The 26,492-nt window shown below is 35.2% G+C and carries 28 protein-coding genes, 2 pseudogenes and 1 riboswitch; of the genes and pseudogenes, 4 read left to right on the top strand and 26 right to left on the bottom strand.

Annotated elements, in window-relative coordinates; genetic code table 11:
• Nucleotides 1-13: 13 nt before the first annotated feature.
• The 12 genes and pseudogenes from ACFXN8_RS03585 to ACFXN8_RS03530 form a co-directional block, all read right to left on the bottom strand.
• Nucleotides 14-490: a GNAT family N-acetyltransferase gene (locus tag ACFXN8_RS03585; protein ID WP_386842845.1), complete on the bottom strand. Its 477-nt coding sequence runs from the start codon at nucleotides 488-490 to the stop codon at nucleotides 14-16.
• 134 nt (nucleotides 491-624) lie between these two features.
• A pseudogene (locus tag ACFXN8_RS03580) lies at nucleotides 625-924 on the bottom strand (FAD-dependent oxidoreductase); the annotation flags it as partial.
• 110 nt (nucleotides 925-1,034) lie between these two features.
• Complete coding sequence (locus ACFXN8_RS03575) at nucleotides 1,035-1,256, bottom strand: hypothetical protein (RefSeq protein ID WP_386842843.1); 222 nt, start codon at nucleotides 1,254-1,256, stop codon at nucleotides 1,035-1,037.
• Between the two features lie 11 nt (nucleotides 1,257-1,267).
• Nucleotides 1,268-2,071 (bottom strand): arsenite methyltransferase, encoded by an 804-nt coding sequence (locus ACFXN8_RS03570; protein WP_386842841.1) that lies wholly within the window; start codon nucleotides 2,069-2,071, stop codon nucleotides 1,268-1,270.
• A gap of 13 nt (nucleotides 2,072-2,084) precedes the next feature.
• Nucleotides 2,085-2,366, bottom strand: a complete 282-nt coding sequence (locus ACFXN8_RS03565; protein WP_376070251.1) for a Fe-S cluster assembly protein HesB — start codon at nucleotides 2,364-2,366, stop codon at nucleotides 2,085-2,087.
• Nucleotides 2,363-4,132 (bottom strand): arsenical pump-driving ATPase, encoded by a 1,770-nt coding sequence (gene arsA / locus ACFXN8_RS03560; protein ID WP_386842839.1) that lies wholly within the window; start codon nucleotides 4,130-4,132, stop codon nucleotides 2,363-2,365. Before arsA ends, ACFXN8_RS03565 begins: the two co-directional genes overlap by 4 nt.
• 2 nt (nucleotides 4,133-4,134) lie before the next feature.
• The gene (arsD, locus tag ACFXN8_RS03555; protein ID WP_376070245.1) at nucleotides 4,135-4,494 is read right to left on the bottom strand and encodes an arsenite efflux transporter metallochaperone ArsD; all 360 of its coding nucleotides are present in this window, start codon (nucleotides 4,492-4,494) and stop codon (nucleotides 4,135-4,137) included.
• 1 nt (nucleotide 4,495) lies between these two features.
• Nucleotides 4,496-4,915 (bottom strand): arsenate reductase (thioredoxin), encoded by a 420-nt coding sequence (arsC, locus tag ACFXN8_RS03550; RefSeq protein ID WP_386842837.1) that lies wholly within the window; start codon nucleotides 4,913-4,915, stop codon nucleotides 4,496-4,498.
• A gap of 21 nt (nucleotides 4,916-4,936) precedes the next feature.
• Entirely contained in the window at nucleotides 4,937-5,995 is a 1,059-nt protein-coding gene (gene arsB / locus ACFXN8_RS03545) for an ACR3 family arsenite efflux transporter (protein WP_386842835.1), read from the bottom strand.
• Nucleotides 5,988-6,314 (bottom strand): ArsR/SmtB family transcription factor, encoded by a 327-nt coding sequence (locus ACFXN8_RS03540; RefSeq protein ID WP_376070240.1) that lies wholly within the window; start codon nucleotides 6,312-6,314, stop codon nucleotides 5,988-5,990. Before ACFXN8_RS03540 ends, arsB begins: the two co-directional genes overlap by 8 nt.
• A 1,149-nt stretch (nucleotides 6,315-7,463) precedes the next feature.
• The gene (locus tag ACFXN8_RS03535; RefSeq protein ID WP_386842832.1) at nucleotides 7,464-9,620 is read right to left on the bottom strand and encodes an ATP-dependent helicase; all 2,157 of its coding nucleotides are present in this window, start codon (nucleotides 9,618-9,620) and stop codon (nucleotides 7,464-7,466) included.
• A 223-nt stretch (nucleotides 9,621-9,843) separates the two neighbouring features.
• The gene (locus ACFXN8_RS03530) at nucleotides 9,844-10,032 is read right to left on the bottom strand and encodes a GntR family transcriptional regulator (protein ID WP_386842830.1); all 189 of its coding nucleotides are present in this window, start codon (nucleotides 10,030-10,032) and stop codon (nucleotides 9,844-9,846) included.
• A gap of 235 nt (nucleotides 10,033-10,267) precedes the next feature.
• On the opposite strand from ACFXN8_RS03530, the gene ACFXN8_RS03525 reads away from it, so the two are divergent.
• Nucleotides 10,268-10,891, top strand: coding sequence for an FMN-binding negative transcriptional regulator (locus tag ACFXN8_RS03525; RefSeq protein WP_386842828.1), 624 nt, complete (start codon nucleotides 10,268-10,270; stop codon nucleotides 10,889-10,891).
• Nucleotides 10,892-10,943: 52 nt separating this feature from the next.
• On the opposite strand, the gene paiA is transcribed toward ACFXN8_RS03525, so the two are convergent.
• The 5 genes from paiA to ACFXN8_RS03500 form a co-directional block, all read right to left on the bottom strand.
• Complete coding sequence (gene paiA, locus ACFXN8_RS03520) at nucleotides 10,944-11,462, bottom strand: spermidine/spermine N(1)-acetyltransferase (RefSeq protein WP_386842826.1); 519 nt, start codon at nucleotides 11,460-11,462, stop codon at nucleotides 10,944-10,946.
• Nucleotides 11,463-11,543: 81 nt separating this feature from the next.
• A complete protein-coding gene (locus ACFXN8_RS03515) occupies nucleotides 11,544-12,362 on the bottom strand; it encodes an SPL family radical SAM protein (RefSeq protein WP_386842824.1) in 819 nt (272 codons plus the stop codon).
• Between the two features lie 30 nt (nucleotides 12,363-12,392).
• Nucleotides 12,393-12,926 (bottom strand): methylated-DNA--[protein]-cysteine S-methyltransferase, encoded by a 534-nt coding sequence (gene adaB / locus ACFXN8_RS03510; protein ID WP_386842822.1) that lies wholly within the window; start codon nucleotides 12,924-12,926, stop codon nucleotides 12,393-12,395.
• Nucleotides 12,910-13,545 (bottom strand): bifunctional transcriptional activator/DNA repair enzyme AdaA, encoded by a 636-nt coding sequence (locus ACFXN8_RS03505; RefSeq protein WP_386842820.1) that lies wholly within the window; start codon nucleotides 13,543-13,545, stop codon nucleotides 12,910-12,912. Before ACFXN8_RS03505 ends, adaB begins: the two co-directional genes overlap by 17 nt.
• A 241-nt stretch (nucleotides 13,546-13,786) precedes the next feature.
• Nucleotides 13,787-14,494 carry a 2OG-Fe(II) oxygenase gene (locus tag ACFXN8_RS03500; protein ID WP_386842818.1) on the bottom strand — a complete coding sequence of 236 codons (708 nt, stop codon included), beginning with the start codon at nucleotides 14,492-14,494 and terminating at the stop codon, nucleotides 13,787-13,789.
• A gap of 169 nt (nucleotides 14,495-14,663) precedes the next feature.
• Between ACFXN8_RS03500 and ACFXN8_RS03495 the strand changes: the two genes are divergently transcribed.
• Nucleotides 14,664-15,575, top strand: a complete 912-nt coding sequence (locus ACFXN8_RS03495) for a DNA glycosylase (RefSeq protein ID WP_386842816.1) — start codon at nucleotides 14,664-14,666, stop codon at nucleotides 15,573-15,575.
• Nucleotides 15,576-15,904: 329 nt separating this feature from the next.
• On the opposite strand, the gene add is transcribed toward ACFXN8_RS03495, so the two are convergent.
• From add to ACFXN8_RS03470, 5 genes are all read right to left on the bottom strand, one after another.
• A complete protein-coding gene (add, locus tag ACFXN8_RS03490) occupies nucleotides 15,905-16,897 on the bottom strand; it encodes an adenosine deaminase (protein WP_376070214.1) in 993 nt (330 codons plus the stop codon).
• 65 nt (nucleotides 16,898-16,962) lie between these two features.
• Nucleotides 16,963-17,061: riboswitch (purine riboswitch) on the bottom strand.
• Nucleotides 17,062-17,268: 207 nt separating this feature from the next.
• The gene (locus tag ACFXN8_RS03485; protein WP_386842814.1) at nucleotides 17,269-18,639 is read right to left on the bottom strand and encodes a sensor histidine kinase; all 1,371 of its coding nucleotides are present in this window, start codon (nucleotides 18,637-18,639) and stop codon (nucleotides 17,269-17,271) included.
• On the bottom strand, nucleotides 18,617-19,324 hold the full coding sequence (locus ACFXN8_RS03480) for a response regulator transcription factor (protein ID WP_483869450.1): 708 nt from the start codon (nucleotides 19,322-19,324) through the stop codon (nucleotides 18,617-18,619). Before ACFXN8_RS03480 ends, ACFXN8_RS03485 begins: the two co-directional genes overlap by 23 nt.
• 38 nt (nucleotides 19,325-19,362) lie before the next feature.
• Complete coding sequence (locus ACFXN8_RS03475; RefSeq protein ID WP_386842812.1) at nucleotides 19,363-19,944, bottom strand: hypothetical protein; 582 nt, start codon at nucleotides 19,942-19,944, stop codon at nucleotides 19,363-19,365.
• A gap of 193 nt (nucleotides 19,945-20,137) precedes the next feature.
• A complete protein-coding gene (locus ACFXN8_RS03470) occupies nucleotides 20,138-20,647 on the bottom strand; it encodes a DedA family protein (protein ID WP_386842810.1) in 510 nt (169 codons plus the stop codon).
• A 466-nt stretch (nucleotides 20,648-21,113) separates the two neighbouring features.
• On the opposite strand from ACFXN8_RS03470, the gene ACFXN8_RS03465 reads away from it, so the two are divergent.
• Nucleotides 21,114-22,337, top strand: a complete 1,224-nt coding sequence (locus tag ACFXN8_RS03465; RefSeq protein ID WP_386842808.1) for a COG4705 family protein — start codon at nucleotides 21,114-21,116, stop codon at nucleotides 22,335-22,337.
• 54 nt (nucleotides 22,338-22,391) lie between these two features.
• On the opposite strand, the gene ACFXN8_RS03460 is transcribed toward ACFXN8_RS03465, so the two are convergent.
• Both ACFXN8_RS03460 and ACFXN8_RS03455 read right to left on the bottom strand, forming a co-directional pair.
• The gene (locus ACFXN8_RS03460) at nucleotides 22,392-23,087 is read right to left on the bottom strand and encodes a copper amine oxidase N-terminal domain-containing protein (protein ID WP_376070199.1); all 696 of its coding nucleotides are present in this window, start codon (nucleotides 23,085-23,087) and stop codon (nucleotides 22,392-22,394) included.
• A gap of 274 nt (nucleotides 23,088-23,361) precedes the next feature.
• Nucleotides 23,362-23,598, bottom strand: a complete 237-nt coding sequence (locus ACFXN8_RS03455) for a GNAT family N-acetyltransferase (RefSeq protein WP_386842805.1) — start codon at nucleotides 23,596-23,598, stop codon at nucleotides 23,362-23,364.
• A gap of 100 nt (nucleotides 23,599-23,698) precedes the next feature.
• On the opposite strand from ACFXN8_RS03455, the gene ACFXN8_RS03450 reads away from it, so the two are divergent.
• A complete protein-coding gene (locus ACFXN8_RS03450) occupies nucleotides 23,699-24,457 on the top strand; it encodes a DUF3888 domain-containing protein (RefSeq protein WP_376070195.1) in 759 nt (252 codons plus the stop codon).
• A 106-nt stretch (nucleotides 24,458-24,563) separates the two neighbouring features.
• Here the strand turns inward: ACFXN8_RS03450 and ACFXN8_RS03445 are convergent.
• A pseudogene (locus tag ACFXN8_RS03445) lies at nucleotides 24,564-24,884 on the bottom strand (enoyl-CoA hydratase/isomerase family protein); the annotation flags it as partial.
• 187 nt (nucleotides 24,885-25,071) lie between these two features.
• Nucleotides 25,072-25,920, bottom strand: a complete 849-nt coding sequence (locus ACFXN8_RS03440; protein ID WP_386842803.1) for a copper amine oxidase N-terminal domain-containing protein — start codon at nucleotides 25,918-25,920, stop codon at nucleotides 25,072-25,074.
• Between the last annotated feature and the right edge of the window lie 572 nt (nucleotides 25,921-26,492).

Here is a 26,492-nt window from a genome sequence, read left to right as displayed (position 1 = left end):
CCAAATGATATTACTAAGGCACTTGTTCGTCGGTATCATGCCATTTCCCATGTAACTGAGCAATTTGTTCTTTCATACCAACTATTCTAAAACCCATCTTTTTATGTAATTGAATACTTGAAGCATTGATTGCAAAAATAGATGATTGAAGTGTCCAAAAATCTTGTTTTTCACTATCTTCAATTAGTGATTTAAACAACTTAGAGGCAATGCCTTTTCCTTTACTATTATTCGATAAATGAATACTTACTTCACCAACTCCAGAATACACAGCGCGTGTAGAGACAGGTGAAATGGCAATCCAACCAACCACTCTATTGTGTTCTTCTGCTACAAAGCGCAAAGCAGCATGATGTCCTTCATCCCATACTCGTTCACTTGGAACTTCCGTTTGAAAGGTAGCCATACCAGTATCGATTCCTTCTGGATAGATCTTTAATACCTCTTTTAAATCTTTTTGTGCCATTTTACGAATAAGTAATGTGATCATACAATTTTCCCCTTACTATTTTGAAAAGGACTGTTAGCAAAAGCTAACAGTCGAATAATTAACAACATGTATTTGATTTATTAAGATTACTACTGCATACGCCTGTTTCTGGTAGCTCTAATTCCATACGTTGCGAAATCAGTTTCCCCAAGTAAAGCTTTCGCAGCTTTATTGATGTTATATCGCCACGGAGAAAATAGTGTAACATGACCCCAAGTATGAATATTATGAGCTATTTCACTCCCAGCCTCTAGTAAAATAAAGGACTGATTTTGTTCCACTAAATGAGCAGCTGCAGCTAACCCAATTGGACCACCACCAATTATTACAGTAGGTAGTTCCTTATTTAAATCACTAAAAGTCTCTTGTACCTCATTGTTTTTAGCAGTAGTACAGCAAGAACCATTTTGTTTAATTACGTTAAGTGTTTTCATAAATTAATTCCTTCTTCTCTATAAAATTTTGGAACATAAGCATTTTCTTATATATAGTGTATTTTTTACGTCTAGCATTAAGCTAGACGTAATTTAATTTGATGCAACTATCAAACTTCATTTTCACACAATTTTTTCTCTATTTCTTTTGTAGCTTTTTCGAATTGGAACCATGTTGAATCGTCATAGCGTTCTTTATCTCCTTTAAAGAAGAAATCATAAGCAAATAATTCAGCCTGAGGTAATGTATATTCTCTACTTTTCATAATTAGAGTCAAATAAGAAATGAAATATTCTTTGGTTAACAAACTTGCATGATTAACGGTCATCATTGTTCATCTTTTTATTTAACGGCCTGAATAATAGCTGAGACAATATAATTTTCTAATTCATAATTAGGTTCCCATTCACGGATAAATTCTTTTGAATCATCTTTTGGCTCAATTGAGATATTTGTAAAGCCTGCATCTACTAAAAGCGCTTCGTATTCTTCAATCGAAATTGCCCCAGAGATACAACCAGAATATAAATTCATATCTGTTAAATAACTTTCTGGTAAGGCTGCTGTTAACACAACATCTGAAATCGCTAAACGACCACCTGTTTTTAAAATACGATAGGCTTCTTTAAGTACCTGTTGTTTGTTTGGTGAAAGATTGATCACACAATTTGAAATGATAATATCAGCTGTATGATCCGCAACAGGCATATGTTCAATTTCACCTAAACGAAATTCTACATTTTCAAAACCCGGTTTTTCTGCGTTCCGACGTGCCTTAGAAATCATTTCAGGTGTCATATCAATACCAATTACCTGACCTTCTTTCCCTACCTTTGGTGCAGCTAGGAAGCAATCGAAACCTCCACCAGAACCTAAATCGACAACAGTTTCTCCATGCTTAAAATCCGCGATAGCTTGTGGATTGCCACAGCTAAGCCCCATATTGGCTCCGTCAGGAATAGAAGCTAGCTCTTCCTTTGTATAGCCCATTTTTTGCGAAATTTCTTCAATGGAAATATTTTGATTATCATCTGGATTACAACAGCTAGAGGCTGGTGTACAGCATCCTTGTGTGCTGTTTAATTTCAAGGCTACTTTCGCATAATTTTCACGTACATTTGCACGAATATCATCTTCTCTTTTCATTTAAAACCCCACCTTAGCAAGATTTTGGTGAATATCCTACTAACACTAAACCTAGTTCACCATTTTCTTCTTCTGCATGAATTGTGACTTCTGTTAATTGAGGGGCAATATCAGGATGAATGGCAACTTCGATCCCTTCAATTGTCTCTACAGCATCTTCATTTGTTGGTGCTTCTAAGCCCACACCTAAATTAACACCACAGCATCCTGGGATGCCGAAGAAACGCAGTGTTTTCACCTCAGAATCAGCTAATACTTGCTCTAAATAATTTTTACCTTCTGGACTCATTTTCATTTGATGTTCTCTCCTTTAAGTTCATGTAAACCTTTTGTTCCTACTGGTGGTGTTTTTACCCATGGGATTGCCACGAATTGATTGTTGCTGATGGATTTGATTTCTTCTAACCATTTTGTTTCGGCCTGTTGTTTTTGTATTAATGTTGGACTTGTTGTTTTGATAGATGAAAATGTCTGATTGACAACCCACCAACCAACAGATAAACCAGCTCGCTGTAAATCTTCCTGTAAACGTGTTGCTTCAAAAACAGGTGTTGCTTCAGGCAGTGTTACGATTGCTACACTTGTATAACTTGCATCACGTAATCGTGGTAACAGGTTTGAAACAGCTGGAGGGATGTCACCTTGCGAACGGCTTATTTCACGATGATAAGCTTCTGTCGCATCTAATAACAACAACGTATGACCCGTCGGAGCTGTATCAATAATAATGACTTCATCTTGATGATTTTCTACAACATTGGCAAACGCTCGGAATACTGCGATTTCTTCTGTACAAGGAGAAGCCAAGTCTTCTTTGACAAATGCTAAACCTTCTTCATTCATCGTTTCACTGGCCTTTGCAAGCACTTCTGCCTTATAGTTTGAAACTTCTACTTTCGGATCAATACGACTAACCGTTACATTTTTAACTTTGTCATCTCCGAATGTCCAATTTAGATGAGCGGCTGGATCTGTTGTAGTTAAATGCACATGCACGCCCTCTTCTGCTAATCGTAGGGCAATATACGAAGCAACTGTAGTTTTACCAACACCACCTTTACCCATCGTGAAAATAAGCTTTGGTTTTCGTTCTAAATAATGAGTAATCATTTCCTCTACTTCTGGAATTGTAATACCTTTTTCTGGTTCATTTTCATGTGTGATAACCTGATCTGTCATCCATGCTTGCATACGCTCCATATTTGATAATGAGTAAGGTACAAACGGTAAGTAGTATTGTTCAAATTGTTTTAACTCTTTAGGAATCATCTCTAATGCTTCAGTTTGGCGTGCAATGAATGCTTTCTCCATTTCATCATTTGAATTAAGATCTTTCATATAGCCATTAACTAGTAAGATCTGGTTTTGAATGCCGATTTCGAACAGTTCATGAGATGCACGTGCTGCCTCTTTTAAAGGATTTACATCAGGACGTGTCACAAGCATTAGTGTCGTTTGATCGGCACTTTTTAAACGTTCAACAGCCTCTTTATAGATTTCACGTTGAGGCTCTAGTCCTTTTAATGGACCTAAACACGAAGTACCAGTAGTGTTATCATCTAAAAATGTAGACCATGCAGAAGGTAGTTGTAATAGACGTAATGTATGCCCTGTTGGAGCTGTATCAAACACGATTGTGTCGAAGCTTTCAATCATTGAACTATTTGTCAATAGTGTTGCAAATTCATTAAATGCAGCAATTTCAACTGTACATGCACCTGAAAGTTGTTCCTCCATGTTTTGTATTACAACATCAGGCAGTTTTCCTCGGTACGGGCCAACCATTTGCTCTTTATAATGTTGTGCTGCCTGTTCAGGATCTAAATTTAATGCAAATAAATTGTCTATACCTTCAATTTTTGTTGGGGTATTAGAAAGTGTTTGACCGAAAATATCTTGTAAGTTGGATGCTGGGTCCGTACTAATTAGCAGCACCTTTTTTCCCTCATCTGCAATGGCTATTGATAAACTACAAGCTACAGACGTTTTTCCAACGCCCCCTTTCCCTGTGAAAAAGAGGAAAGGAGTATCCGGGAATTGACTTCTTGTAAAGCGTTCCATTTTTACGCATCTCCTTTTAGTGATATGCGTACTTTTGGTTTTTGTACTAGTTCTTCTTCTGAAAGTCCTGACCACTGTGAAAATTGTTCATTTGTAGGGTATTTCCCTTTACAAAGTAGTTCTCCATCTACAAACGTTGCAGGCAGTGCATCCATTCCTTCTGACATTAGAAGCTGATTGATGGCTTCATTTTCTACAAAGGCATTTGGTTCATTTGTTAAATTAAATCGTTCAGCTTCTATATCTGTTTTCTTTAAATTATTCATTACAAATGACATACGTAATAACTCTGGGTCAATAGATGGTCCACATAATCCTGTAGAACAGCACATTGCTTGCTCATAAATATGAATTTTTTTCATTTTATTTCGACTCCTCTGCTACAAATTGTTCAATACGTTTGCCAATAACATCACGCACGTGTTGGAAAACTGCCCACTTTTCTTCTTCTGTACCTGACGCTTTCGCTGGATCTTCAAAGCCCCAATGCTCACGACGAACGTGAGGTGGCGTCATCGGACATTTATCTGCTGCATCTCCGCAAAGAGTAACGACTAGTGTTGCATTGTTTAATGTCTCAAAATCAATTAGATCCGATGTATGATTCGAAATATCAACTCCTACCTCAGCCATAGCTTTGATAGCTTTCGGATTTACACCATGTGCTTCAATACCAGCACTTTTAACTGTCCAATCTGTAGGCAATAATTTTCTTGCCCACCCTTCAGCCATTTGACTACGGCAAGAGTTCCCTGTACATAAGAAATAAAGTGTGTTTGTCATATTAAGTGCTCCTTATAATTCTTATAATTTAATAGTTTTAAAATATTTCTTTTGCCATCGTAGAGCAACCCATACAAGTCCAATGAGTACCGGTACTTCAACAAGTGGACCAATGACAGCGGCAAAAGCTACTCCACTATGAAGTCCAAAAACACCTACAGCTACAGCAATTGCTAATTCAAAGTTATTACTAGCGGCTGTAAACGACAGGGCGGCTGTGACAGGATAGGACGCCCCTGCTTTACGTGAAGAGAAGAATGAAACAGCAAACATCACAACAAAGTAAATAAATAATGGGATAGCGATTCGTACAACATCGAGTGGTAATTCGACTAATTTTTCACCCTTTAATGCAAACATCATCACAATGGTGAAAAGCAGTGCAATTAAAGTAAGTGGAGAAATCTTAGGTAAGAATTTTTCTTCATACCACTGCTTCCCTTTTGTTTTGATGCCGATCCATCGTGTTAGAATTCCGGCAGCAAATGGTATCCCTAAGTAAATAAGTACGCTTTTCGTAATTTCCCACATTGAAATGGCCACATTGAAATTCTCTAAACCAAACCAACCAGGTAGTACATTTAAGAAAAAGTAGGCAAAAATCGAATACGTTAAGATTTGAAAAATGGAGTTAAATGCAACTAGACCAGCAACATATTCACGATCTCCACGCGCTAAATCATTCCACACGATTACCATTGCAATACATCGAGCTAAACCAATCATAATGAGCCCTGCCATATATTCTGGATAATCTCTTAAGAAGATGATCGCTAAAAAGAACATTAAAAACGGACCCAATAGCCAGTTTTGGAATAGTGACAGTAAGAGAACCTTCCAATCCTTAAATACACGCCACATTTCCTCGTATTTCACTTTTGCCAAAGGTGGATACATCATGACAATTAACCCTAAAGCAATCGGTATAGATGTGGTCCCAATAGACATGGATTCTAATGCTTCGCCAATATTAGGCATTGTAATACTTAATAAAACACCTAGCCCCATCGCTACAAAAATCCATAACGTAAGGTAGCGATCTAGAAAAGAAAGCTGTTTCGTTAAGGATTCATTACTCATTTACATCTCCTCCTATATGGCAACAGTCTGTGCCACAATCGCATCCAGTTACAGGCTGGATTTGTTCTAAAATGCCCTTCATCAACGGCGTTTGCTCCTCAACTAAACGATAATGTTTCCAAGTTCCTACTTTTCGCTCAGTAATAATGCCGGCCTCCTTTAATTTTCGAAGATGCTGACTAACTGCAGGTTGTGATATTCCTAGAACATCCACAAAGTCACATACACAGACCTCCCCATTTTTCATGCATGCAAGTAATTTAATGCGATTCAAGTCAGCTGCTGCCTTTAGTTGTTTTTCAATTAGTGTGTTTTCCATATCTGCTCTCCTTGTATAATCATTTGCTTATATATGGTTTAAAATAAAATCACCGGATAAATACAGGTGACTAAATTAATATATAACTATACACTTATATTATGCGTCCAATTCTTTAATTGCAATAGTTGAATGGAATTAAATTTTAATGCCGTTTAATTAAGTAGATGCTATCTTTTCGAGGATGCCAATATTATAGAGAGGACAGTGCTATTGTTTCCTTTCTACTAATCGTTGTTATTGTAAGGTAAATGAAAAGCACTATAATCGTTGGTTTAGAATAAAGTTTGATTGAATTTAACTTTAAATCCATTATTTCACGACATAACAAAACAAAAGCCATTGTTTTGAAAAAAGATTGATCAAAATAATGGTTCTCTTTAATTTTTAAAACAATTTTTTATAACAAAATTTGATTTTTTTTAAGGCTCCTTATAATTACAATTGCAAATAAATAATACACCCTTTTTCTTCTAATTCACCTAACCACTTTGACATTATCTAAAAAATACCTACTTATACAAAAATTCCTATTTTTTGATTTCTTAAGCCAAGAAATTTTAGATATTCACATTAAAAATAACGCTATGAGGCGTATCGAGATTCAGTCACACGTACCGTTGCCCATCTCGATCACTCTCACAGCGCACAATAAAAGCCTTCCGTGGCTTACGGAAGACACTAAATAAAGATAGTAATTTACAACAACAGGTGTTTTGGAACTTTTTACAAATAGTTCAGTATTTGATGATAATTTAAAAAAAGGTCCCACTATATAATATAACTCAAGAGTAATATTACTGAGGCTCCCTATAAAAACAAAATGCTTCAAATCTTAAACAATTGAGCATTGTATATAGTATCTTCTTTTTATTAGCTATGCCAAATTACTAGTCCTGTTATTTATTGATTGCTGAATTAAGTTCGTTAAGGTTTTAACTTCTCCAGATACTAAATGAACGCCATCAGGTTAAAATATTCCGGATGATTAATCGCTGCGGAATGCCAATCAATTAATGTGATATTAACTAACATTTCTATTTGGCGATAAGAACATGATGAGCAATGGCGTTTATTTTTCCATCAAGGAAACCCCTACAAAATAGCACTACTAAAAGCGTATTCGAAAAAATATCGAATACGCTTCATTTAATCTTCCATCGTTTCTAAATAGCCTTGCTGTAAACATGCATCCGTCAAAAACTTCTTAATCCCCGTAGCAAATGACAATTCAATCGTGCTACTCGTAACGGCTAATATTTCCCCTTCTCCCAAAATCACATGCTTTACTTTTGAGCCAACGATTAACGCTGACTCGGTTGTAATCGTCCGCTCATTACGGTATTGCTTCGGTGCTTTCTTTAGACTTTTCGGCGCTTTCTTTGGCAATTCTTGCGGTGAGACGATTTGTTTTAACACCTTCATGAAAATCGATGGCACCACACTTGTTTTAAAGCGCTTACTATACGAAATTAATTCCAAATGGCGAATCGCGCGCGTGATACCGACATAAAAGAGTCGCGTTTCTTCTTCGATTTCTTCTTCTGCCTCACTAGGTAAAATCCCCTCAATCAAGTCAATCAAATACACATGGTCAAATTCCAAGCCTTTCGAACTGTGCAATGTTGTCAGTGTAATTGCATTCAATTCATTTTTTATATTGGACGAACGTGCTAAATTTTCAAGCTGCTTCAAACGACCTGCAAATTCGGTCATCGTCGGCGTATGACGAGCAATTAAACCAAGTACATCCACAATATCTAGTAAATTTTCATAATTAAATCCGAGGTTCTCACTCATTTTCTTTAAGGTACGCTCATAACCAAAGTCATAACGGATATGCTCTAGCATGGCTGTTGGCGTCGTTTTATCAAATTGAATACTATCATACGTTTTGCGAATCCGCTTAATATATTCAGGCTGATAATCCTTTAACTCAACATGCTCTAACAACTGTGTGAATACACAGCTATCCTCCTGCACTTTCTGTAGCGCCTTCAATTGCGTTGGTGTAATATAAGCATTCATTTTTCTGTAAACTTTTTCAAATACCGTGATATTTTTTGTATTGTACGCTAGACGCATGAAGTTCATAATATCCTCCACGACCCAATGCGTGAAAAAGCGAATCGTGGAATCTTTCATATAGAAAGGCAAACCTGCTCTGTCAAACGCGTCCATAAGCGGAATGGCTGACGTATTATTTCGATATAAAATAGCCGTGGAGCCACGCTTAGACAGATTCTTCAACTGGCCCACTAAATACTTGGCCTGTAAATTGTAATTCTCTAAGATTTTAAACGAGATTGGCTCTGCTGCAGGATTTTCCGTAAACATTTGCTTGTTATAACGCTTTTTATTTCGCTGAATGAATATATTGGCTGGCTCTACAATCGTTGCAGATGAACGATAGTTTTGCGTCATAAGTAAAACATGCGCCTCCGGATATATCTTTCGGAAATTCAACAAATAATCTGGCTCTGCACCACGCCAGCTATAAATGGCCTGATCCTCATCTGCAACGACGCATAAATTTTGATGGACTGCGACGAGCTTCGCGATGATCGCATGTTGAACGGGCGATGTATCCTGACTTTCATCCGTTAAATAATAATCGTAGCGGCGTTGGTATTGCGCCAACACCTCTCGATTTTTCGTGAAAATATCATTCGCCATTAATAGCATATCGTCAAAATCAATTAACAAACGGTCACTACCTGTGCGTTTATATTCCTCATAACGCTGTAAAATCTCGACTTTTCTTGGCACCTTTACTTCTGCAATTGCCCATTCCTGTTCTGGCAGCATTTTATTTTTGATAAACGTTATGTACGTCAGTAGCTCGTCTAACTGGTCTTCGGTAATTTTTGAGCCATTTAATTGTTCAAAAATCTCGCGAAGCACTCGTTTTTTTGAAACAACACCAGGCTTGTCCGATTCTTCAATGATGCCGTACGAAATGCCCTGACGCTCAAGTGTCTGCCGCACAACTTGAAATGCTAAACTATGAATCGTCGAAAAATCAACCGGTGGCAAATGCGGGAAAAACTTTGCAAAACGTGACTTCATATCACCGGCCGATGCCTTACTAAACGTGACAGCCTTTATGCGAGAAGGATTCACACCAAGCGCCTCAATCATATAGCCAATACGCATAATAATCGTCGTCGTTTTTCCTGAACCTGGAGATGCCAATAGTAACAGCGGGCCATTCGTTTGCAACACCGCCTGCGTCTGCACATCATTTAGACGAACACCAAGTGAACGCTCCTTTTCCTCAAAAAACGCTTTTTGCGCTCCATTCATATCAATCGCTCCGTTCCAAAAAATCTATTCTTTATTATACCAAATGATGAGGATTCATCCGCAGCATAATATTATAGCAAAGAAAGAATAAAGGTAAGCGTCAAATAGCACCCACCTGTTGTGTTCAGGGGGCGCTATTGTTATCATAATTTAAATCATTATTTTTTCGACACCTTAAAGTTAGTCAGAATCTTCTCTGATCTGGGCATGAGCTAGAGGACGATTATGATGGTGAGTTTAGATATGCTGGGAAACCAATGCCCGCTAAGTAATCCTTTTCAAGTTCTACAACAAATAGCCCCTCTCTTTCTCTACTTACCACATACCCTTCTACAAGGAGCTGTTGATATGCAGCGTCAACTGTGTTGCGACTAATGTTTAAATGTTTAGCTAAGCTTCGTTGAGATGGCAATTTGGTTTTAGTTCAACTTTTATGAATTTATATAAATTGAAAATATAGTGGTTCTTCATATTGGTGTAATTTCAAGCATATATTATTGGCAAATAACATTCTTGGCACTTTTAACAATACGAGAGGGTTATTATAATAAAATCTACATTGTGGCAGAGAAAATGTAAACACATGTCCGATAATAATTCTTTTTAAAAACCCACAATGATTTCTATTATATAAGGAGAGATTTAACATGTATATTCCTAAGTACTACAAAATAACTGATGTAGAAGAAATCAAAGAATTTATTAAAGACAATTCCTTTGCAACAATTGTTTCCATAAGAAAAGGCAAACCAATAGCCTCCCATGTACCATTATTATTGAATAAAATTAAGGATGAATATTTCCTCACAGGTCACTTTGCATATGGAAATCCTCTATGGAGAACTTTTGAGGACATAGATGAAATATTAGTTATATTTAATGGTCCACATGCGTATATTTCGTCTTCTTGGTATGAAAAAGAAAATGTGCCGACCTGGAATTATCAATCCGTTCATGTTTATGGAAAAGCAAGTCTCATGGAAGGAAATGAGTTAGAACAGGATTTGACTAATTTACTTGAAAAATATGAGAAATTCCGTGAAAATCCTGTATTGTGGGATAAACTTTCTCCTGAAATGTTACAACAAGAGATAAAAGGAATAAAAGGAATAAAAGGATTTAAAATTAAAATAAAAGAAGTTCAAGCTGCCTATAAATTAAGTCAAAATCGTAATGCTGCTGATTACGCAAATATTATAAGCGAGCTTTATAAAGAAGAGGATCCTAATGCTTCTGCAGTGGCAGAAGTCATGAAGAAAAATAGAAAATGACTAAAAAAGAAGGCAGAAATGTTGTTATAGCAACGTTTCTGCCATAAATATTTTATAGAAGTGTTTTTGTCATGATGATATCAATTTGTTCTTCATCACCCATATAAAAAGAGTGAGCCCCAGTTTGGATAAAACCTATTTTCTTGTAAAAACCTAATGCATTATCATTCTTTTCCCAAACACCTAACCAGATGCTTTTTTTGTTTTGTGCCACAGCTATTTCCATCGCTTTGTTGATTAAATGTTTTCCAAGTCCTTTTCCTTGATATTTATTTCTAATGTAAATTCTTTCGATTTCTAGTGATTCATCCCCCATTTGTTCTGATTGAGCCTCATTGACATTTACCTTTAAATAGCCAGCGGTTTCTTCGTCGTAATAGATGAAATAGAATTCCGAATTTAGATTGGACAATTCTTTCTCCAGCTGTATAGTATTAAATGCTTTCTCCAAATAAGTTTTCATATTTTCAGGTGAGTTCTGATCTTTAAATGTGTCATTGAATGTTTCGATACTGACTTCTTGTAGTTTTATTAAATCTCCTATACTACACTTAGCTAATTTTACTGTCATTGATTACACTCCTTTATAGTTAACTCTCTATTAAATTTAAGTTATTTTTATTGTATTTGCAATAAATCACTGCCTGTTTTTTTACGGCTCAAACCCAGCCTGGCTCACATAAACGTGATTTTCCGGAAAGATTTCAATAAATCGGTTATATACTTTTTTAATTACATCTGGTCCATACCATTCTTCTAAACCAAGTTGGGCATATTTTTTCTCAATACCAAGTTTTCTTGTGCGTTTTCCACCACTGCCATCGCCCATGAAGTAGTCATCCATACATATCCGATCGACGAATGGCTTCAATTTCTCAGGAAAATATTCCCCACTCGGTAAGATGGGGGCTATAGCAACTTGGGTCGGTATTCCCGCAGCTGCTAATTTTTCCAATGTCTTAAAGCGCGCCTGGATTGGGGGTGCCTTTGGAGTAAAATGTTTACGTATCGTTTCCGAATCTGTTTCAATAGTCATACTTACTCGAACTTTATCTTTAAAATGTTGCAGCAAATCGATATCTCGACTTACAAGTAGGCTTCTAGTTTGTACTAATAGGAAGTCAGGGGGATCTTCTACCATAACTTCTAGTAAAGATCGCGTCACTTTTTCCTTATGCTCTATTGGTTGATATGGGTCTGTACTTGATGACATAAAAATCGTTACATCCCCTTTGGCTTTGGCGCGATGAAGCTCCTTTTTTAATAAATTCGCAGCTCCGTTTTTCACATCGACCCAATTTCCCCATTCCCCTTCTCGAAAAAGAGATACAGGCATTTCGCGTACATAACAATAGGAACACCCAAATGAACAGCCTGTATAAGGATTTAGTGAATGAGTATAGCCAGAAAGAAAGCCAGTCCCTTTATTCAGAATGGTTTTCGGATTTTTATAGAATAATTCATTTTTCATGACGGTACCTCCATTATTGTGCGGCAATAATTACTCATTGCTAGATGAAGCTAGCTTTTCTAGATCCAGGAGTAGTGTCTTCATTTCTAATCCACCCCGATAGCCAGTTAATGAGCCACTCTTTCCTATTACACGATGGCACGGTACAGTAATTAATACCGGATTAGCCCCAATCGCTGCGCCTACAGCACGAACAGCTGCTGGTTTATTTATAGCATTTGCAATGTCGGAATAGGATTTCGTCTGTCCATAAGGAATTTCACAAAGTGCGTGCCAGACTGCTAGCTGAAATTGCGTACCTACGTACTCAAATGGAACAGTAAAGGTTTTTCGCTTTCCTTCTAGATACTGAATGATTTCAACGACATAGGGTTCAAGCTTTTCATCATCTTCAACAAGAGGACTTCCTGGAAAGCGTTTCTTAGCCCATTCGAACAATTCCGCGAATGGTTTGTTCTGTGAACCTACAAACACAAGCCCCTTTAAAGTTGAAGCAATATAAAAATGCCAATCCTTAAACGTTAGTAAAGACCAATAAAGGGTTGGTTTATTCTTTGTTTCCATTGTACTTTTCCTCCGTTTTACTCATTTGCCGAAATTGTGCTGGTGTCTGTCCAGTTTTCTTTTTAAATAAAGTAATAAAATAAGGCACGTTAGCCATCCCCACACATATGGCGATATCTCCAATCGCTTTATTTGTCTGAATCAAATACTTTTTAGCCGCGTGTACTCTAACTTGTTGTATATACTCAACTGGCGTAATGCCTTTAATCTTTTTAAATGTTCGATGCATATGATACGGACTCCCATGACAAATAATTGCTAACGATTCTAGCGTTAATTTTTCTGTGAAATTTTTATCAATGTATTCAGTAATTACATCAACCCACTCGCTATCAGGCAGATTTTCATTAGTGGGCTTGCACCGTTTACAAGGGCGGAAATTTGCGCGAATAGCTTGTTCTGCGTTTGGAAAAATGCATACATTTTCTTTTTTCGGAACGCGAGATTTACAGGATGGTTTACAGAATATCCCTGTTGACTTTACAGCGTAGAAAAATTGATGATTGTACGCTGCATCATTATTTAGTATTGCTTGCCACTTTTCATCTGTTATCATTTCTACATCATCCGAAATTCTATGATCATGGCTCTCTTTATCGTTATTGATACTATCTGGCATTTATCTCACCTCTTCTTACAATATACTCCCTATAATTTCAGAATGTACAATTCTAGGAATGGAATAGCAAGATATTGAAGTTTAATTTTCATCCCGCATTAACGGGCTGTAAGACTCCCACCTCAAAACTTAGAAAAATCGGAGAAGTTTAGGTGGGAGATGAACAGCCCGTAAAGGCCCGATTGGTTTAACTAATGATCAGTGGGGGATGAAGAAAACCCCTACTGATCAAAGTTTCACTTTATTTAGAATCGTGAAAAATGATTCCAAGACCGTATCGTTCTCCAGAAGTAACCGTGCTTACTCCGTGACGAACCGTATTTTTGTAATATCCTCTTTTACCTAGAACAGGTCTATGGTTAGTCGGAAAGATCAGCGCACTGCCTTGTTCTAAAGTAATGACATGTCCCCTACTCTGAGCACGTGGAATTTGTTCCACTAATAGAGATTCTCCACCGCAAAAGTCTTTCTCTCGTTGATTTAATACAAATACTACTTGAAACGGGAAAAATATGTCGCCATATAAATCTTGATGCAAACAATTAAACCCGCCTGTTTCATACTTTAATAGTAAAGGTGTCGGTCTAGTTTGTTCATATTCTTCACAGGTGTTCAAAAAATCTTGAAGATGATCTGGAAACTGTTCTGTTTTCTTTAAATAACCCAACCATCGATTAGCTGTTTTGGCCAACTCTACATAAAAGGACTCTCTTAAACTTTGGATGATTTCAGGTAATGGATAGGAAAAATATTTGTACTCCCCATTCCCAAAGCGATATCTCGTCATATTGATTGTCGTTCTGTATGACTCTTCCTCACAATACAATTCTATGAAGAATTCACATTCCTCTTTTGTTAAAATCGCTGGAAGCTTTGCAAATCCTTGCTCATCTAAGTCATTTTGAATTGAATCCCAATTTAAGTTTTCGATACGTGTTTTTTGGACCATTTTTATCCACTCCTATTTAGCATTCTTGATAACTAACACTATAACCTCATAAATAGAAAAAAATAAGGTGTTTAGAATGTAATAGCAAGATAACAAAATTAGTAAAGAGTATTATGTGATAAAGTAAAATTGCAAAAGAAAATCGTAATAAGATGAGGAGAATGAAAAAGTGACATGGCATGAAGTCAATGATGTGATTGAAATCACATTACCTGAAAATTTCGATATGAATGCTAACCTAGGCTATCTAACAAGGGAAAAAAATGAATGCATGTATGAAATAGAGAACGATATCATTACAAAAGTTATAGCCATTGGGGAAAATCGGTCCTTAGTACAGGTAAGCGTCATCAATAATAAACAAATGGTTGTTCAATTCCTAAATGATTCTAGACCTATTGAAAAGTGGAAACGGGAAGAGATTGTAAAATATATTCATGAATGGTTTGATCTTGATAATGATTTAACGCCATTTTATGAAATGGCAAAAGCAGACCCATTACTTAAAATGCCTGCCCGGAAATTCTATGGATTGCGAGTTGTCGGCATTCCCGATTTATTTGAGGCTTTATGTTGGGGAGTTTTAGGGCAACAAATTAACTTAGCCTTCGCGTACTCCTTAAAGAAGCAATTTGTAGAAGAATTTGGCGATTCTATCGAATGGAATGGTAAAAAGTATTGGGTGTTCCCATCGTATGAACGAATTGCACAGTTAACACCTACCGACCTAGCAGATATTAAAATGACGGTAAAAAAAAGTGCATATATCATTGGGATTGCCAAATTAATGGCAAGTGGAGAATTATCGAGGGAAAAATTAGTGACAATGAACTTTAAAGATGCTGAAAAAAGCTTAATTAGAATACGAGGAATCGGTCCCTGGACAGCCAACTATGTTCTAATGCGCTGTCTCAGATTCCAGACAGCTTTCCCAATCGATGACGTGGGTCTTATTAATTCGATAAAATTATTACGTAATATGGACCGAAAGCCTACGAAAGAGGAAATCTTAGAACTATCGTTTCCGTGGAAAAACTGGGAATCATACGCTACCTTTTATTTATGGCGTGTCCTTTACTGAATAATTACAACTTATAAAAAGAGAATGAACTTACAAACCTAATCCCTGTAGTTTTGTCATAAAGTTTGATTAAATTAATGATATTAACCTTGATATGAGAACCAATCTAAAGAGCATGTTTTGAAAAAGATTGATCAAAACACGCTCTTATTTGAATGGGGCAGATTAACTAAAAGGAAAAGAGCCAAACTCTCATCATTGTGTATGGAAAATGGTGCATCTGCGTTCCAAAAGAGACTTGCTTAAAAAAAGATATCGAAGCTGGTTATTTTTAAATACATTTCTTCACAATCTGCTAATTTTGTTTTTGTTGCTAAGCCTAATTTTCTTTAATATTGTGCTAAGCACCATTCTTTAGTTTCTTGATCCGCAAAGGATGCTTCTACACTATTTAAATAAATTTGCCGATAATCTTCTTCGCTTAGATTAAATTCATTGTTAACTAAATGGATTTCTTTTGCCATTGTAGTATCTGATACTGTTCGATTATCTGTATTAAATGTCACTTTTATTCCATCTTTATGAAACTTATAAATCGGATGTTCCGAATAATGATGAACAGCTTTCGTCTGGACATTACTTGTTGGACACATTTCAAGCACTACCTGTCTTTCTTTCACAATCTTATAAGCCTCGGCACAATCTTTAATAAATACTCCATGTCCTATTCTTTCAGCACCCAACATTTCAACAGCCTCTAGAACATTTTTACCAATTCCCGTTTCACCGGCATGAATAGTGACTCTGTAGCCATATTTTTTGGCTAATGCGATCGGATCTACGAATTTTTCACAAAAGCCTTCTTCTTCGGATGCACATAGGTCAATTGCCACCACACCTTTTCCAAGGAACTTTTTCCCCTTTTCAACCACCTCAAATGCGCTTTCTACAGACATCGTCCTCATGCAAGACAGGATTATATTTCCCTTTATTTCGTAACAGCTTTCAGCGTCCCTCATCCCCTCTATAACAGATTGAATAACTTCTTCAACACCAAGACCTTGTAATGTGTGAAGTAACGGGGCAAATCTGACTTCTAAATATTTCACATTTTCTCTTGTTGCATTTTCAAATAGCTCAAAAGTAATTCTTCTTAAGTTCTCCTTGGACTGCATGACCAAATTAGGAAGAGAAAATCTTTTTAAATACTCATCAAGAGATTCACATTCTAACGGAGCAATCAGCTCCTTTTGCAGTCCATCCTTATCAAAAGTGGGTAACTGAATGCCTTCCTTCTGTGCAATATCGATAATAGTTTCAACCCTTAGGCTTCCATCCAAATGACAGTGAAGTTCAATTTTGGGCAATGCTAAAAAGTTCATTTTTGACCTCCTGAAATATTTCTTTAGATTAAAATACAAAAAAATTCCTGACTACAAAGAAAATACAAGTTTTGTACTTTCTTCGTAATCAGGAATTTCGGTTCCTGGTAGAGACCCCCAAACCATATTATTGGGGTTATACGAAATTATATTAATTCCTTAACGTTTTTAAAATAATAATAGAAAAATATTAGATTGTCAACATGGTCCCCTAACACTTACAAAATAATAAGTCCCATGTTACAGAAATTTAATTATTAAAACTAAAATTGATTGCAAACTTCATATTTGGCCGGCGTAGTTGGAATAAGTTCTAATAAACACAAATGCCCAGGCTCATAATTAATTGAGCCAGTATTGACGAGACCTGTTTATACTTTATTAATAAATGGTAAATACAATTCTACTGTCGTCCCTGTTCCCTCTTTACTTGTAATTTTAATTTCACCTTTATATAATTTCATAATTCTATTCGCAATGCTTAGTCCTAAACCAGAGCCTTCTGTTTTTCTGGTTCTTGCTTTATCCACTCTGTAAAATCGTTCAAAAATATTACGAAGCTCTTCCTGTGGTATCCCAATTCCATAATCTTTTACACGTATAATGGCATGTTGATGATCCTGTTCAATAAATACATCAATCTTATCATTACTATATTTCATGGCATTATCTAGCAAAATAATCATAAGCTGTTTAATTTTTAATTCATCCGCAAATATAACAATTGGATCCTCATCATAATGTAACGATATTTCACGCCCATAAACTTGTTTCATTTGATTTAAAATACTCTGGCATAAAGACACCAAATTTAGCTCATTCAATTCTAGAGCACTTTCATTCTCTAAGGTAGCTAAGTCTAGAAGTGTCTGTGTCATTTTTTGCATTCTGGTCGCTTCCGAAGTAATGGCATTGATTGCTTCATCTGTAATTTCTTGATTTTCTAATCCATGCCTTCTTAAAAAATCAGTATAGTTCATAATGATAGTTAAAGGTGTTTTTAATTCATGGGACGCATCAGACACAAACTGTTTTTGTTTTTCCATATTTTCTTGAAGTCTGTGAATCATTCGATTAAACGTTCTTGCCATTGTATGGAGTTCATCTTTTGTCTGATTTTGAATGGCGATGGGCTTAGGAACCCCACTTATTTCAATTTCCTCCATAGTTTTAATCATGCTTGAAATGGGCTTCATAATCATATTGGACAACCATTTGCCACCAAGCAAGGAAAAAATCGCAGCTAATAAGGTGCAGAGGCCTAGAATTGCACGAAGTATCTCTTTATCAGTTTCAAAACCTAATAATCGTTCTCCAATTTCTAAACTCCCGGTAATTTGATTACCATTTTTAATTGGAACACGAACAATTAAAACCTGTTCCTCAACTTGTTCTGCCGAAATCAAATGTGTTTGTGCTTGTTTTGTTTCAGCGTATTTACCTTGCAACGTTTTTGAAAGTAATGAATCATTGGTTATTTCGTGAATGACGTTGTTATTCGGATGTATAATTCTTATATAGGAATAGGGAGTTAAAAATTCACCTAATTTTTCGTTAATATTGCTGGATCCATCGAGTGAATCAATAACTTTTATTAAGTCCTCTGCTTTTTGATACAGTTCTACTTCTTCCATATTAGTCGTGAATTTAATAAACGAAAAGTAGACAGCGATATTTACAAGTATCAAAATACACAGCATCCAAGCAGTCGTTAATAGATTAATTTTTGTGGTAATCCTCATTTGTTTTCTCCTTTAGGGTATACCCCACTCCCCAAACGGTCGTGAATAATGGGGAGGAAAATCCTTCGTCTATTTTTTTTCTGAGATGGGCTACAGTAACATCGAGTATGTTGCCTTCACCTTCATATTCCCATCCCCAAACATTCAGTAAAATATTTTCCCGTGTGACCACTTTGTTTTTATTCATGACTAAATAAAGCAAAAAGTCATATTCCTTGGGTGTTAACGTAATGTTTTTTCCATTCCTAGTAACTTCTCTTGCATCTGCATCAATTATTAAATCATTCACCTTCATTACGGAATTCTCATGAATTGCTTTAGATTGATTGCGTAAACAAGCTCGAATTCTGGCCAATAATTCCTCGATTCTGAATGGTTTGGGCACATAGTCATTTGCCCCTTGATCTAAACCTGATACTATATCTAATGTTGTATTTCGAGCTGTTAAAAGAATAACAGGAACATTCCTATTTTCCTTTCTTAGCCTTCTTAATACCTCGATTCCATTTAGCCCAGGCAGCATCACATCTAATAAAATTAAATCAAAGTTTGTTTGTAAGGCTGCTTCAAAACCTGCTCTACCGTCATGTTCTACTGTGACCTGATAACCTTCATATTCCAGCTCCATTTTTACGACACGAGCTATCTGCGTTTCATCCTCAATTAAAAGAACATGTGCTTTCACTTCATACTCATCCTCTCTCCACCTATAAAAGTATTTCTCTATATTTCATTTTTTCCGAGCACAAGTCGAAACAGTTCAAACAACAGGAAGTTAAAAAATATCCAAACTCCACCACAAATATAACCACCTACAATGTCACTGGGAAGAACATTGGTCGATACAATATTCCCAAACGCGAGCCCCATTAATAAGAGTAAACCCAATAAAGGAATAATAATTGTCAAATAATTGTTTTTCAAGTGACGTACAAGTAAAAATATACATGTTCCATAAATGATAAATGTCAAAGTGGCCTTTAAATCAGGAAAATTGGATGAATGAAATTCGCCCCTAAATCCAATCGATTGGAGGAGCGAAAAAACCTCCAAGATGAATGCACGAAACGGAATACCTCCCAATATGGAAACAATGAGTAGAAGATACTCTAGTAACCTGTTCTGTTTCTTAATCCAAATACTTAGGATGGTTACAGCTATAATGCTGCTAAGTGTGATCGACTGTTGGAAAATCAAAAGCTCTCCCAACCAGTTTATATAAAAATTAGAATGAACCACATATTCTGCGATTTGATTAAACTCGGCAACATCATTTTCAAAATAATCTTGTACTATTCCAAACATTAGGATCACCAAACCAATTAGAGCTGACGCTAGGAATATAAGAAAAATTTCTGTCGCTCTTATTGTTCGTAATCGGTTTGTTAACCATGTTATCGAACGAATAAAAAAATTTTTAATTTGAATTTTAAAAAACCTAAATATGAGGAAACTTCCTAAAAAAACAGCCAAAACAATAAGAAAAATAATTAAATATTTACCTGCTGCTTGATGGAAAGTATCCCATTTTGGACCTAATACTTTTCCAAGGGTAATAAAACAAATTCCCCATAAAAAAAGCACCTGTATATGCCGGTATGATGAATTTTCGGAAAGGAATTTTTGAAACACCTGAAACATAGCCAGTAAAATGCCTTACCCCAGGGATAAAATAAGCAAAAACTAATAATTTACTGCCTGATCGTTCAAACCAAGCAGCTGTTTTTTTATATCTTTCAGGTCCAAGGTGTACATATTTACCATACTTCTCGATTAGTTTATAGCCTCCTGCCTTCCCTATCCAATAAGTTAACGTAATTCCTGCACCAGCAGATAAAAAGACTGTGAGAATGGCCAAAAAATAATTCATTTCCCCTTGATAAACAAAGAATCCTGCATAGCTCATTAAAAATTCCCCAGATATAGGAAGAGCCATGAGCTCTAAAAAGATCCCTATAAATAAAATCAAGTAGCTATGTTGTTCAAATAAAGTAATTAAATATGACATAAAAGCCTCCAAAATTATTAACAATATTTATTCAAAAAAGAAGGAAGCACCTTAACTTTATCTACAATTTATCATTATTTTAAAAGTAATGGTGCCAATTAAGGAATTTTTAAGTTTTTATATAGGAAATGTACAGTTTTGTTTTATAAACTAAGGATGCCTTATTTTAGAATGCATAAAAATTTTTAGATTTCATGAATGAAACTATTTGAAGGGAATTATTAAAGCATTCAAAGTTTTTGAGATTTTAAAATCATTTTGGGAGGTAAAAAAAGGAATATGCTTTCATTTAAAACATCGGTTGCTTAGCCGCCTATACTTAATTAACAATTAAGTATATTTTAATCAATTCATAATAAATAGTCCCCAAATTTCGAATAAAGCAGGGACTGGCTTCATCTCAAATGAAAATAGAGATGGAAATTGCTTAGTAACAATGACTACTTACAAAAAGGAGATGAATTCTTTGAAAGGAAACTTATCCTATTCTGAACAAACTGAAATAGCCCAACCTTCAAGTTGGCAATTGTTAAATAAGGTACCGGAAGTTACTATTTTCTTCTGGATCATCAAGGTTTTATGTACAACTGTAGGGGAAACGTTTGCTGATTTTTTGAATTTGAATCTTGGATTTGGGTTAATGAATACGACCATTATAATGGGATTCACCTTTTTTATTGTTTTGTATCTTCAGTTTAGAGTAAATAAATATGTTCCAGGCATTTATTGGTTAACAGTTGTACTTATAAGTGTATTTGGTACATTGGTAACAGATAACATGACCGATAATATGGGAATACGCCTTGAGGTTAGTATAATAATTTTCTCAGTACTTCTTGGATTCACTTTTCTATTTTGGTATCTTAGTGAAAAAACATTGTCAATCCACTCGATCTATACAAGAAAAAGAGAAGTTTTCTATTGGCTTACCATTCTTTTCACCTTTGCACTTGGAACAGCAGTTGGCGATTTATATTCTGAACAATTAGGTTTTGGCTATCTTAAAACAGGATTAACAGTCATTGTCATCATTGCTTGTATATTCTTGGCATGGAAAATGAAATTGGATGGAATATTAGCATTTTGGATTGCGTATATTTTGACTCGTCCGCTTGGTGCATCAATCGGAGATTACTTATCTCAACCCAAAGCTAATGGAGGGTTAGGTTTAGGGACAACTGTTACAAGTGTCATTTTTCTTGTAGCTATATTAGCCATCATCATCTATCTTGCTGTTTCAAAAATTGATATAACAGCAAAAAATGAAACAGTAATGACAAACGGAAACAAGAAAAATGTTATGGTACAAACCATTGTGGTATTGTGTATTTTCTTCGTTTTTGGAGTAGGTAGTTATATTTGGCGCAGTAACCAAATTGCATCACAATCTAATGCATCGCAAACGACATTAGCTGGACAGTTTTCAGATTTTATCAAAATTGAAAATGACATACTAAAAGCTGTTAACTCAAATGACTTTTCCTCAGCGAAAAAAGTTGCGGATGATCTGGAACATCAATGGGATACACAGGAGCCTAGACTTAGGGCAATTGATGGCAACACATGGACAGATATTGATGGAACGATTGATGTTGTATTAGCATCCGTTCGTTCATCAAACCCTGATGCCCACAAGTGCAAGTCTGCTCTTAACAATTCACTTAGTGTAATAAACAGTGCAAATAAATAAAAATTTAGGGAATCGCAATTGTGGTTCCCTTTTTGCATTGAAGTTAATGTCTTATTATCGAATTTTAGTTCCTTGTCTTGTCATTTCAGTTAATAGTGCTATCATTCTATTGTTTACTTGTATTTTAAGTTTGGCCATCAGTATCTCTTTATCTAATATATTACGATAATCTTGAGAATAAGTAGGGTATAATGATTCTTGCCTCACTAAATTTTGATATACACGTGAAAGGTTATTTTGTAAATGCACCAATTGATTATACTTATTAACATTAGAATTCTTATCTGTGTTTATTGTAGGATCATTAACATATATATAAATATTTTTCCCTTCTGTGTTTATATTAACTAATCTTAGTGTTGAATCCCATTCAACTGGTAAATTTAAGGATTCACCAATAAATCTTACTGGTACCATTGTAGTTGAGTTAATAATTATGGCTGGGCTATCTAGAAAAGATTCTTTACCATTAACTATTGCCTTTTTAGAACCTACCTTTAATTTAATAGTTGTATTACCTCTACTCGCTGTTACGGTTTGGCTAGAGGCATCCCAAGCAATCGTTGCATTTAATGATTCAAATATACTTCTCATTGGTAACATAGTTCTGCCATTTATGGCTTTACCACTATCTGAAAATACTACTTCATTAAAGTATGCATTATTTGCATGTGCGTAGTTACCACCTCCTATATACATTAAAGAACATAGATAAAATAGAAAACTTACAAAGAATAATCGTTTTAACATAACATTTCTCTCCAATTCTATAATCTAAAATAACTATATTATTATATCACTAATGTAAATCGAAATACTTAATTTTCTATTTTTGTTTTTTTCTTAAAAAAGGCAGTTGATATGGTAAATAAAACGATTCGAATTGATGGAAAAGGAGAAATTTTACGATTTTTGTAAATGTAAATAAAGCTGTCGAGTGGCCCCGTTTTTGAAGGACCTCATTTTGAAAAATTAATCAAAATGAGGTCCTTCATGTCGTATTATAAAATTTTCAGCAGTAACTTTAACTCATATGAAAGTCTATTCCAAACTGATGTAATTTCAGTTTCTTTGCCACAGATTGGGATGCGAAATTATCCCACGAGGTACTATATAGAGCAATTCGACCTCTTTTTTGTACCTCTGCTGCCCAAGCATTTGTAATATCTATTCCGTACCCTTTACCACGGTAATCTTCATGTGTGAATACGCTTGCTTCCTCTGCTTGTTGGGACCTCCTTGCACTACAACAAGTTCTCAACTCAGGATCGTTTACTTCAATTTCTTAAAAAACTTTAGATAATTTGCTCTTATTAACACATGTTATTTATAAAATGTATTTTAGTGAGGCTTAATATCCCGTGAAAAAATTAACTTATATTTTAATGGCTACAGTAACTATTTTGATTATTCCCAGTACGATTTATGCCCAAAATGAAAAAGCTGATTATAAGCTTATGTATGATACATTGATTACAATCCTTAACCCATCTATAGAAAAGGAAATTATTCATTACTATGGCTATCTTAAGCAATATGGTTTATATGATGCTAAGATCCTCAGTATCAACAGAGAGCATGAAGGTCAGTTTAGCTTTCTTACCGAAGTTCAAGTCACAACATTTGAACATGCACATGACCCTCCTTATGGTACAGAAACAATGACTTTTGAAGTAAGCCCTAACGTGTTGAAAACAATTAGTTTTCAACACGTGGGAGATAAAGTAGAAAAGGATTTAATTGCATTCTATAGTGCATCACTTTCTGATATAAAACAGACTTTTAATCTGAACTTAGCGACTTACCATTCCTACACATATAATCAATTGCAATACCAAGCAGAAATAAATAATGAATTTAAACCCCTTTTTAAACTTGTAGAAGAAATAGGTACCAACATTTTGCTACCCCAGCGAAAGATACCCTACAAAAATGTTATAGACCCTGTAACTTATATAAAAGGCAATACAGGTTATATACTCTTTAAACAGTCAGATGGTACAAATGTAAGTTATCAAGTACAAAAGAAAGATGGTAATTGGATAGTGAAGGATAAAATTAGTAAACAAGGTGAGAAAATGGATTATAAATTGCCATGGTATCTATGGAAAAATGAATGAAGCCTACTGAATAGCTAGGCTTCATTGTGTCGCAAAAAACTAACTTCGCAACAAATATTGAATTATCAGGCTTACTGCCCCTTCAAACAGGATTTTTTAACTAAAACTAAAATTTTACACTGTTATCATGAAAAAACTTCTTCTTATCCTCATCTGTATATTCAGCTAATGTTTTATAGGTATACTGTGGAGTTTGATCCTTATCTATGACGACAGAGCGTACACCTTCAAAGAAATCTTCATGTTTTAAAAAGTTTTTTGCCAAGATTATATCTGTCGCAAAACATTCTTCTAATGTTTTATCTCGCGCATCTATAAGCTGCTTTAACGTAATTTTTAACAAAGAAGGAGATTCAGACAGAAGTAACTGCTTTGTTTCATGTGAAAATTTACTTGGATTATTGTCTAAGGACTCTACTATCTTTTTATTTTGAAGGCAATATTACGGATGTTGCCGAACAAATTAAGAATTGTCGTCAATCTTCACTTGGATACAGTAAATCGAAAGGTTGTTGTTCTATTCAAGCTTCTGATTATTGTCAATAAAGCACTATCCTTCATTACTCTTTTTAAAAGCACCCTTTAATGGCAACAGAAAAACACTTTAGTCTACCTCATGGAACTGTATTTTCGATAATTGTCAGAAAACCGTTCTTAGCAGCGGTATCAGTTAACTGAAAAATAGATTGTTTTGATGCATCGTTAAACAAATACCATTGATCGTCAGTAGCATCATAAATCAAAACTTTTGGGTCAGGCAAAGTTTCATCGAAAGATTGAACTAAAGTATAGAGATCAAACTGTTTTATACTGTTCCCTTTTTGGTCTATAAAATCATATTGACCACCTTTATAGTAACCACCAATTATAGTGCTGTGAACAGACCAAGTGTAATTTGAAGGTTCTTTGACCTTACTTCCTTTGTTTTTCACAAAAATATTATGCATTTCTTTTACATAAGCATTCCCTTTTATTTGCTCTACTACTCCGCCCATAGTCATGTGGTATTCATGAAGCATTGCTTTCACTTCTACACCATTAATAACCAGTGGCTTTGTAATGACATTTACTGTCAAATCCTTATAATCGACATTACAATCAAATGTTTCTGCAAGAAATCGAAGTGGAACGAAGATGCGCCCATTTTTTAAATATGGTTTTACATCAAGTGACACCTTTTGACCGTTTTTCACCACTGTGTTACTGTTCAGTTTTAAGATTACTCGTATATCGCTTTTAGTGAGTGTCACTTGGGAATCCGACCAATTGACCGTAGCTCCTAAATTTTCACTGATCACACGTAAAGGTACCATTGTACGATTGTTTTTAGTTTCGGGATTCACATCGGTTGCAACTATTACACCGTCAACCTTTATTTTAATGTTTGCTTTTGCTGCATAAGCAGGTGACGATGTTATGATTAGAATCAATGCAAGGAAAACACCTGTGAAGACTTTTTTCATTTTTGATAGCTCCTTTTTAAATTTTTTTTGTAGATACTTACATCCTTAAAAAATAACAAAAAACTTTATGAATGATTTACTTATTCAATAAGGGTTTAATAATTCTTCTTCTTATCGATAGGTTTTTGTAAAACAATCTCAAAAACTTCTACATTTGATTAAAATGTAGATATAAATAGATACCCAAATAAAAGAGTAGAATTTAAGTTACATCTACTGCCTCCAATCGCTTAAGACGTTCAGAACTTGTTTCATTCACATGGGAACAAGTTGATTTGGTAAATGAAACGAACTAACGGAAAAGAGAAAAAGAACGGATATTATCCCATTCATCTAAAACAGTCTAAGAAGTAACTTGCAGTGAATTTTTTCACAAGGAACTAATTCATAATCAATTCACCATTTCTTGCTATTCAGAATAATTTTACAGTATTTTCTTGAAAATACATAGTTTTCACAAATATTTTTTCTATTACAACTTCAGAAATAGAACCTGTTTTCTTCAACTAACCTGCTGCCTAGTACAATAAACTCAACATAAGGCTCTACGTCCTTCTTCGGTCAAGAGAGTA

Source organism: Lysinibacillus sp. NPDC059133 (assembly GCF_042755925.1).
In the GTDB taxonomy this organism is placed as follows: domain Bacteria; phylum Bacillota; class Bacilli; order Bacillales_A; family Planococcaceae; genus Lysinibacillus.
Note: the sequence above shows the minus strand (reverse complement) of the source record. Positions and strands in the feature narration are given on the sequence as shown.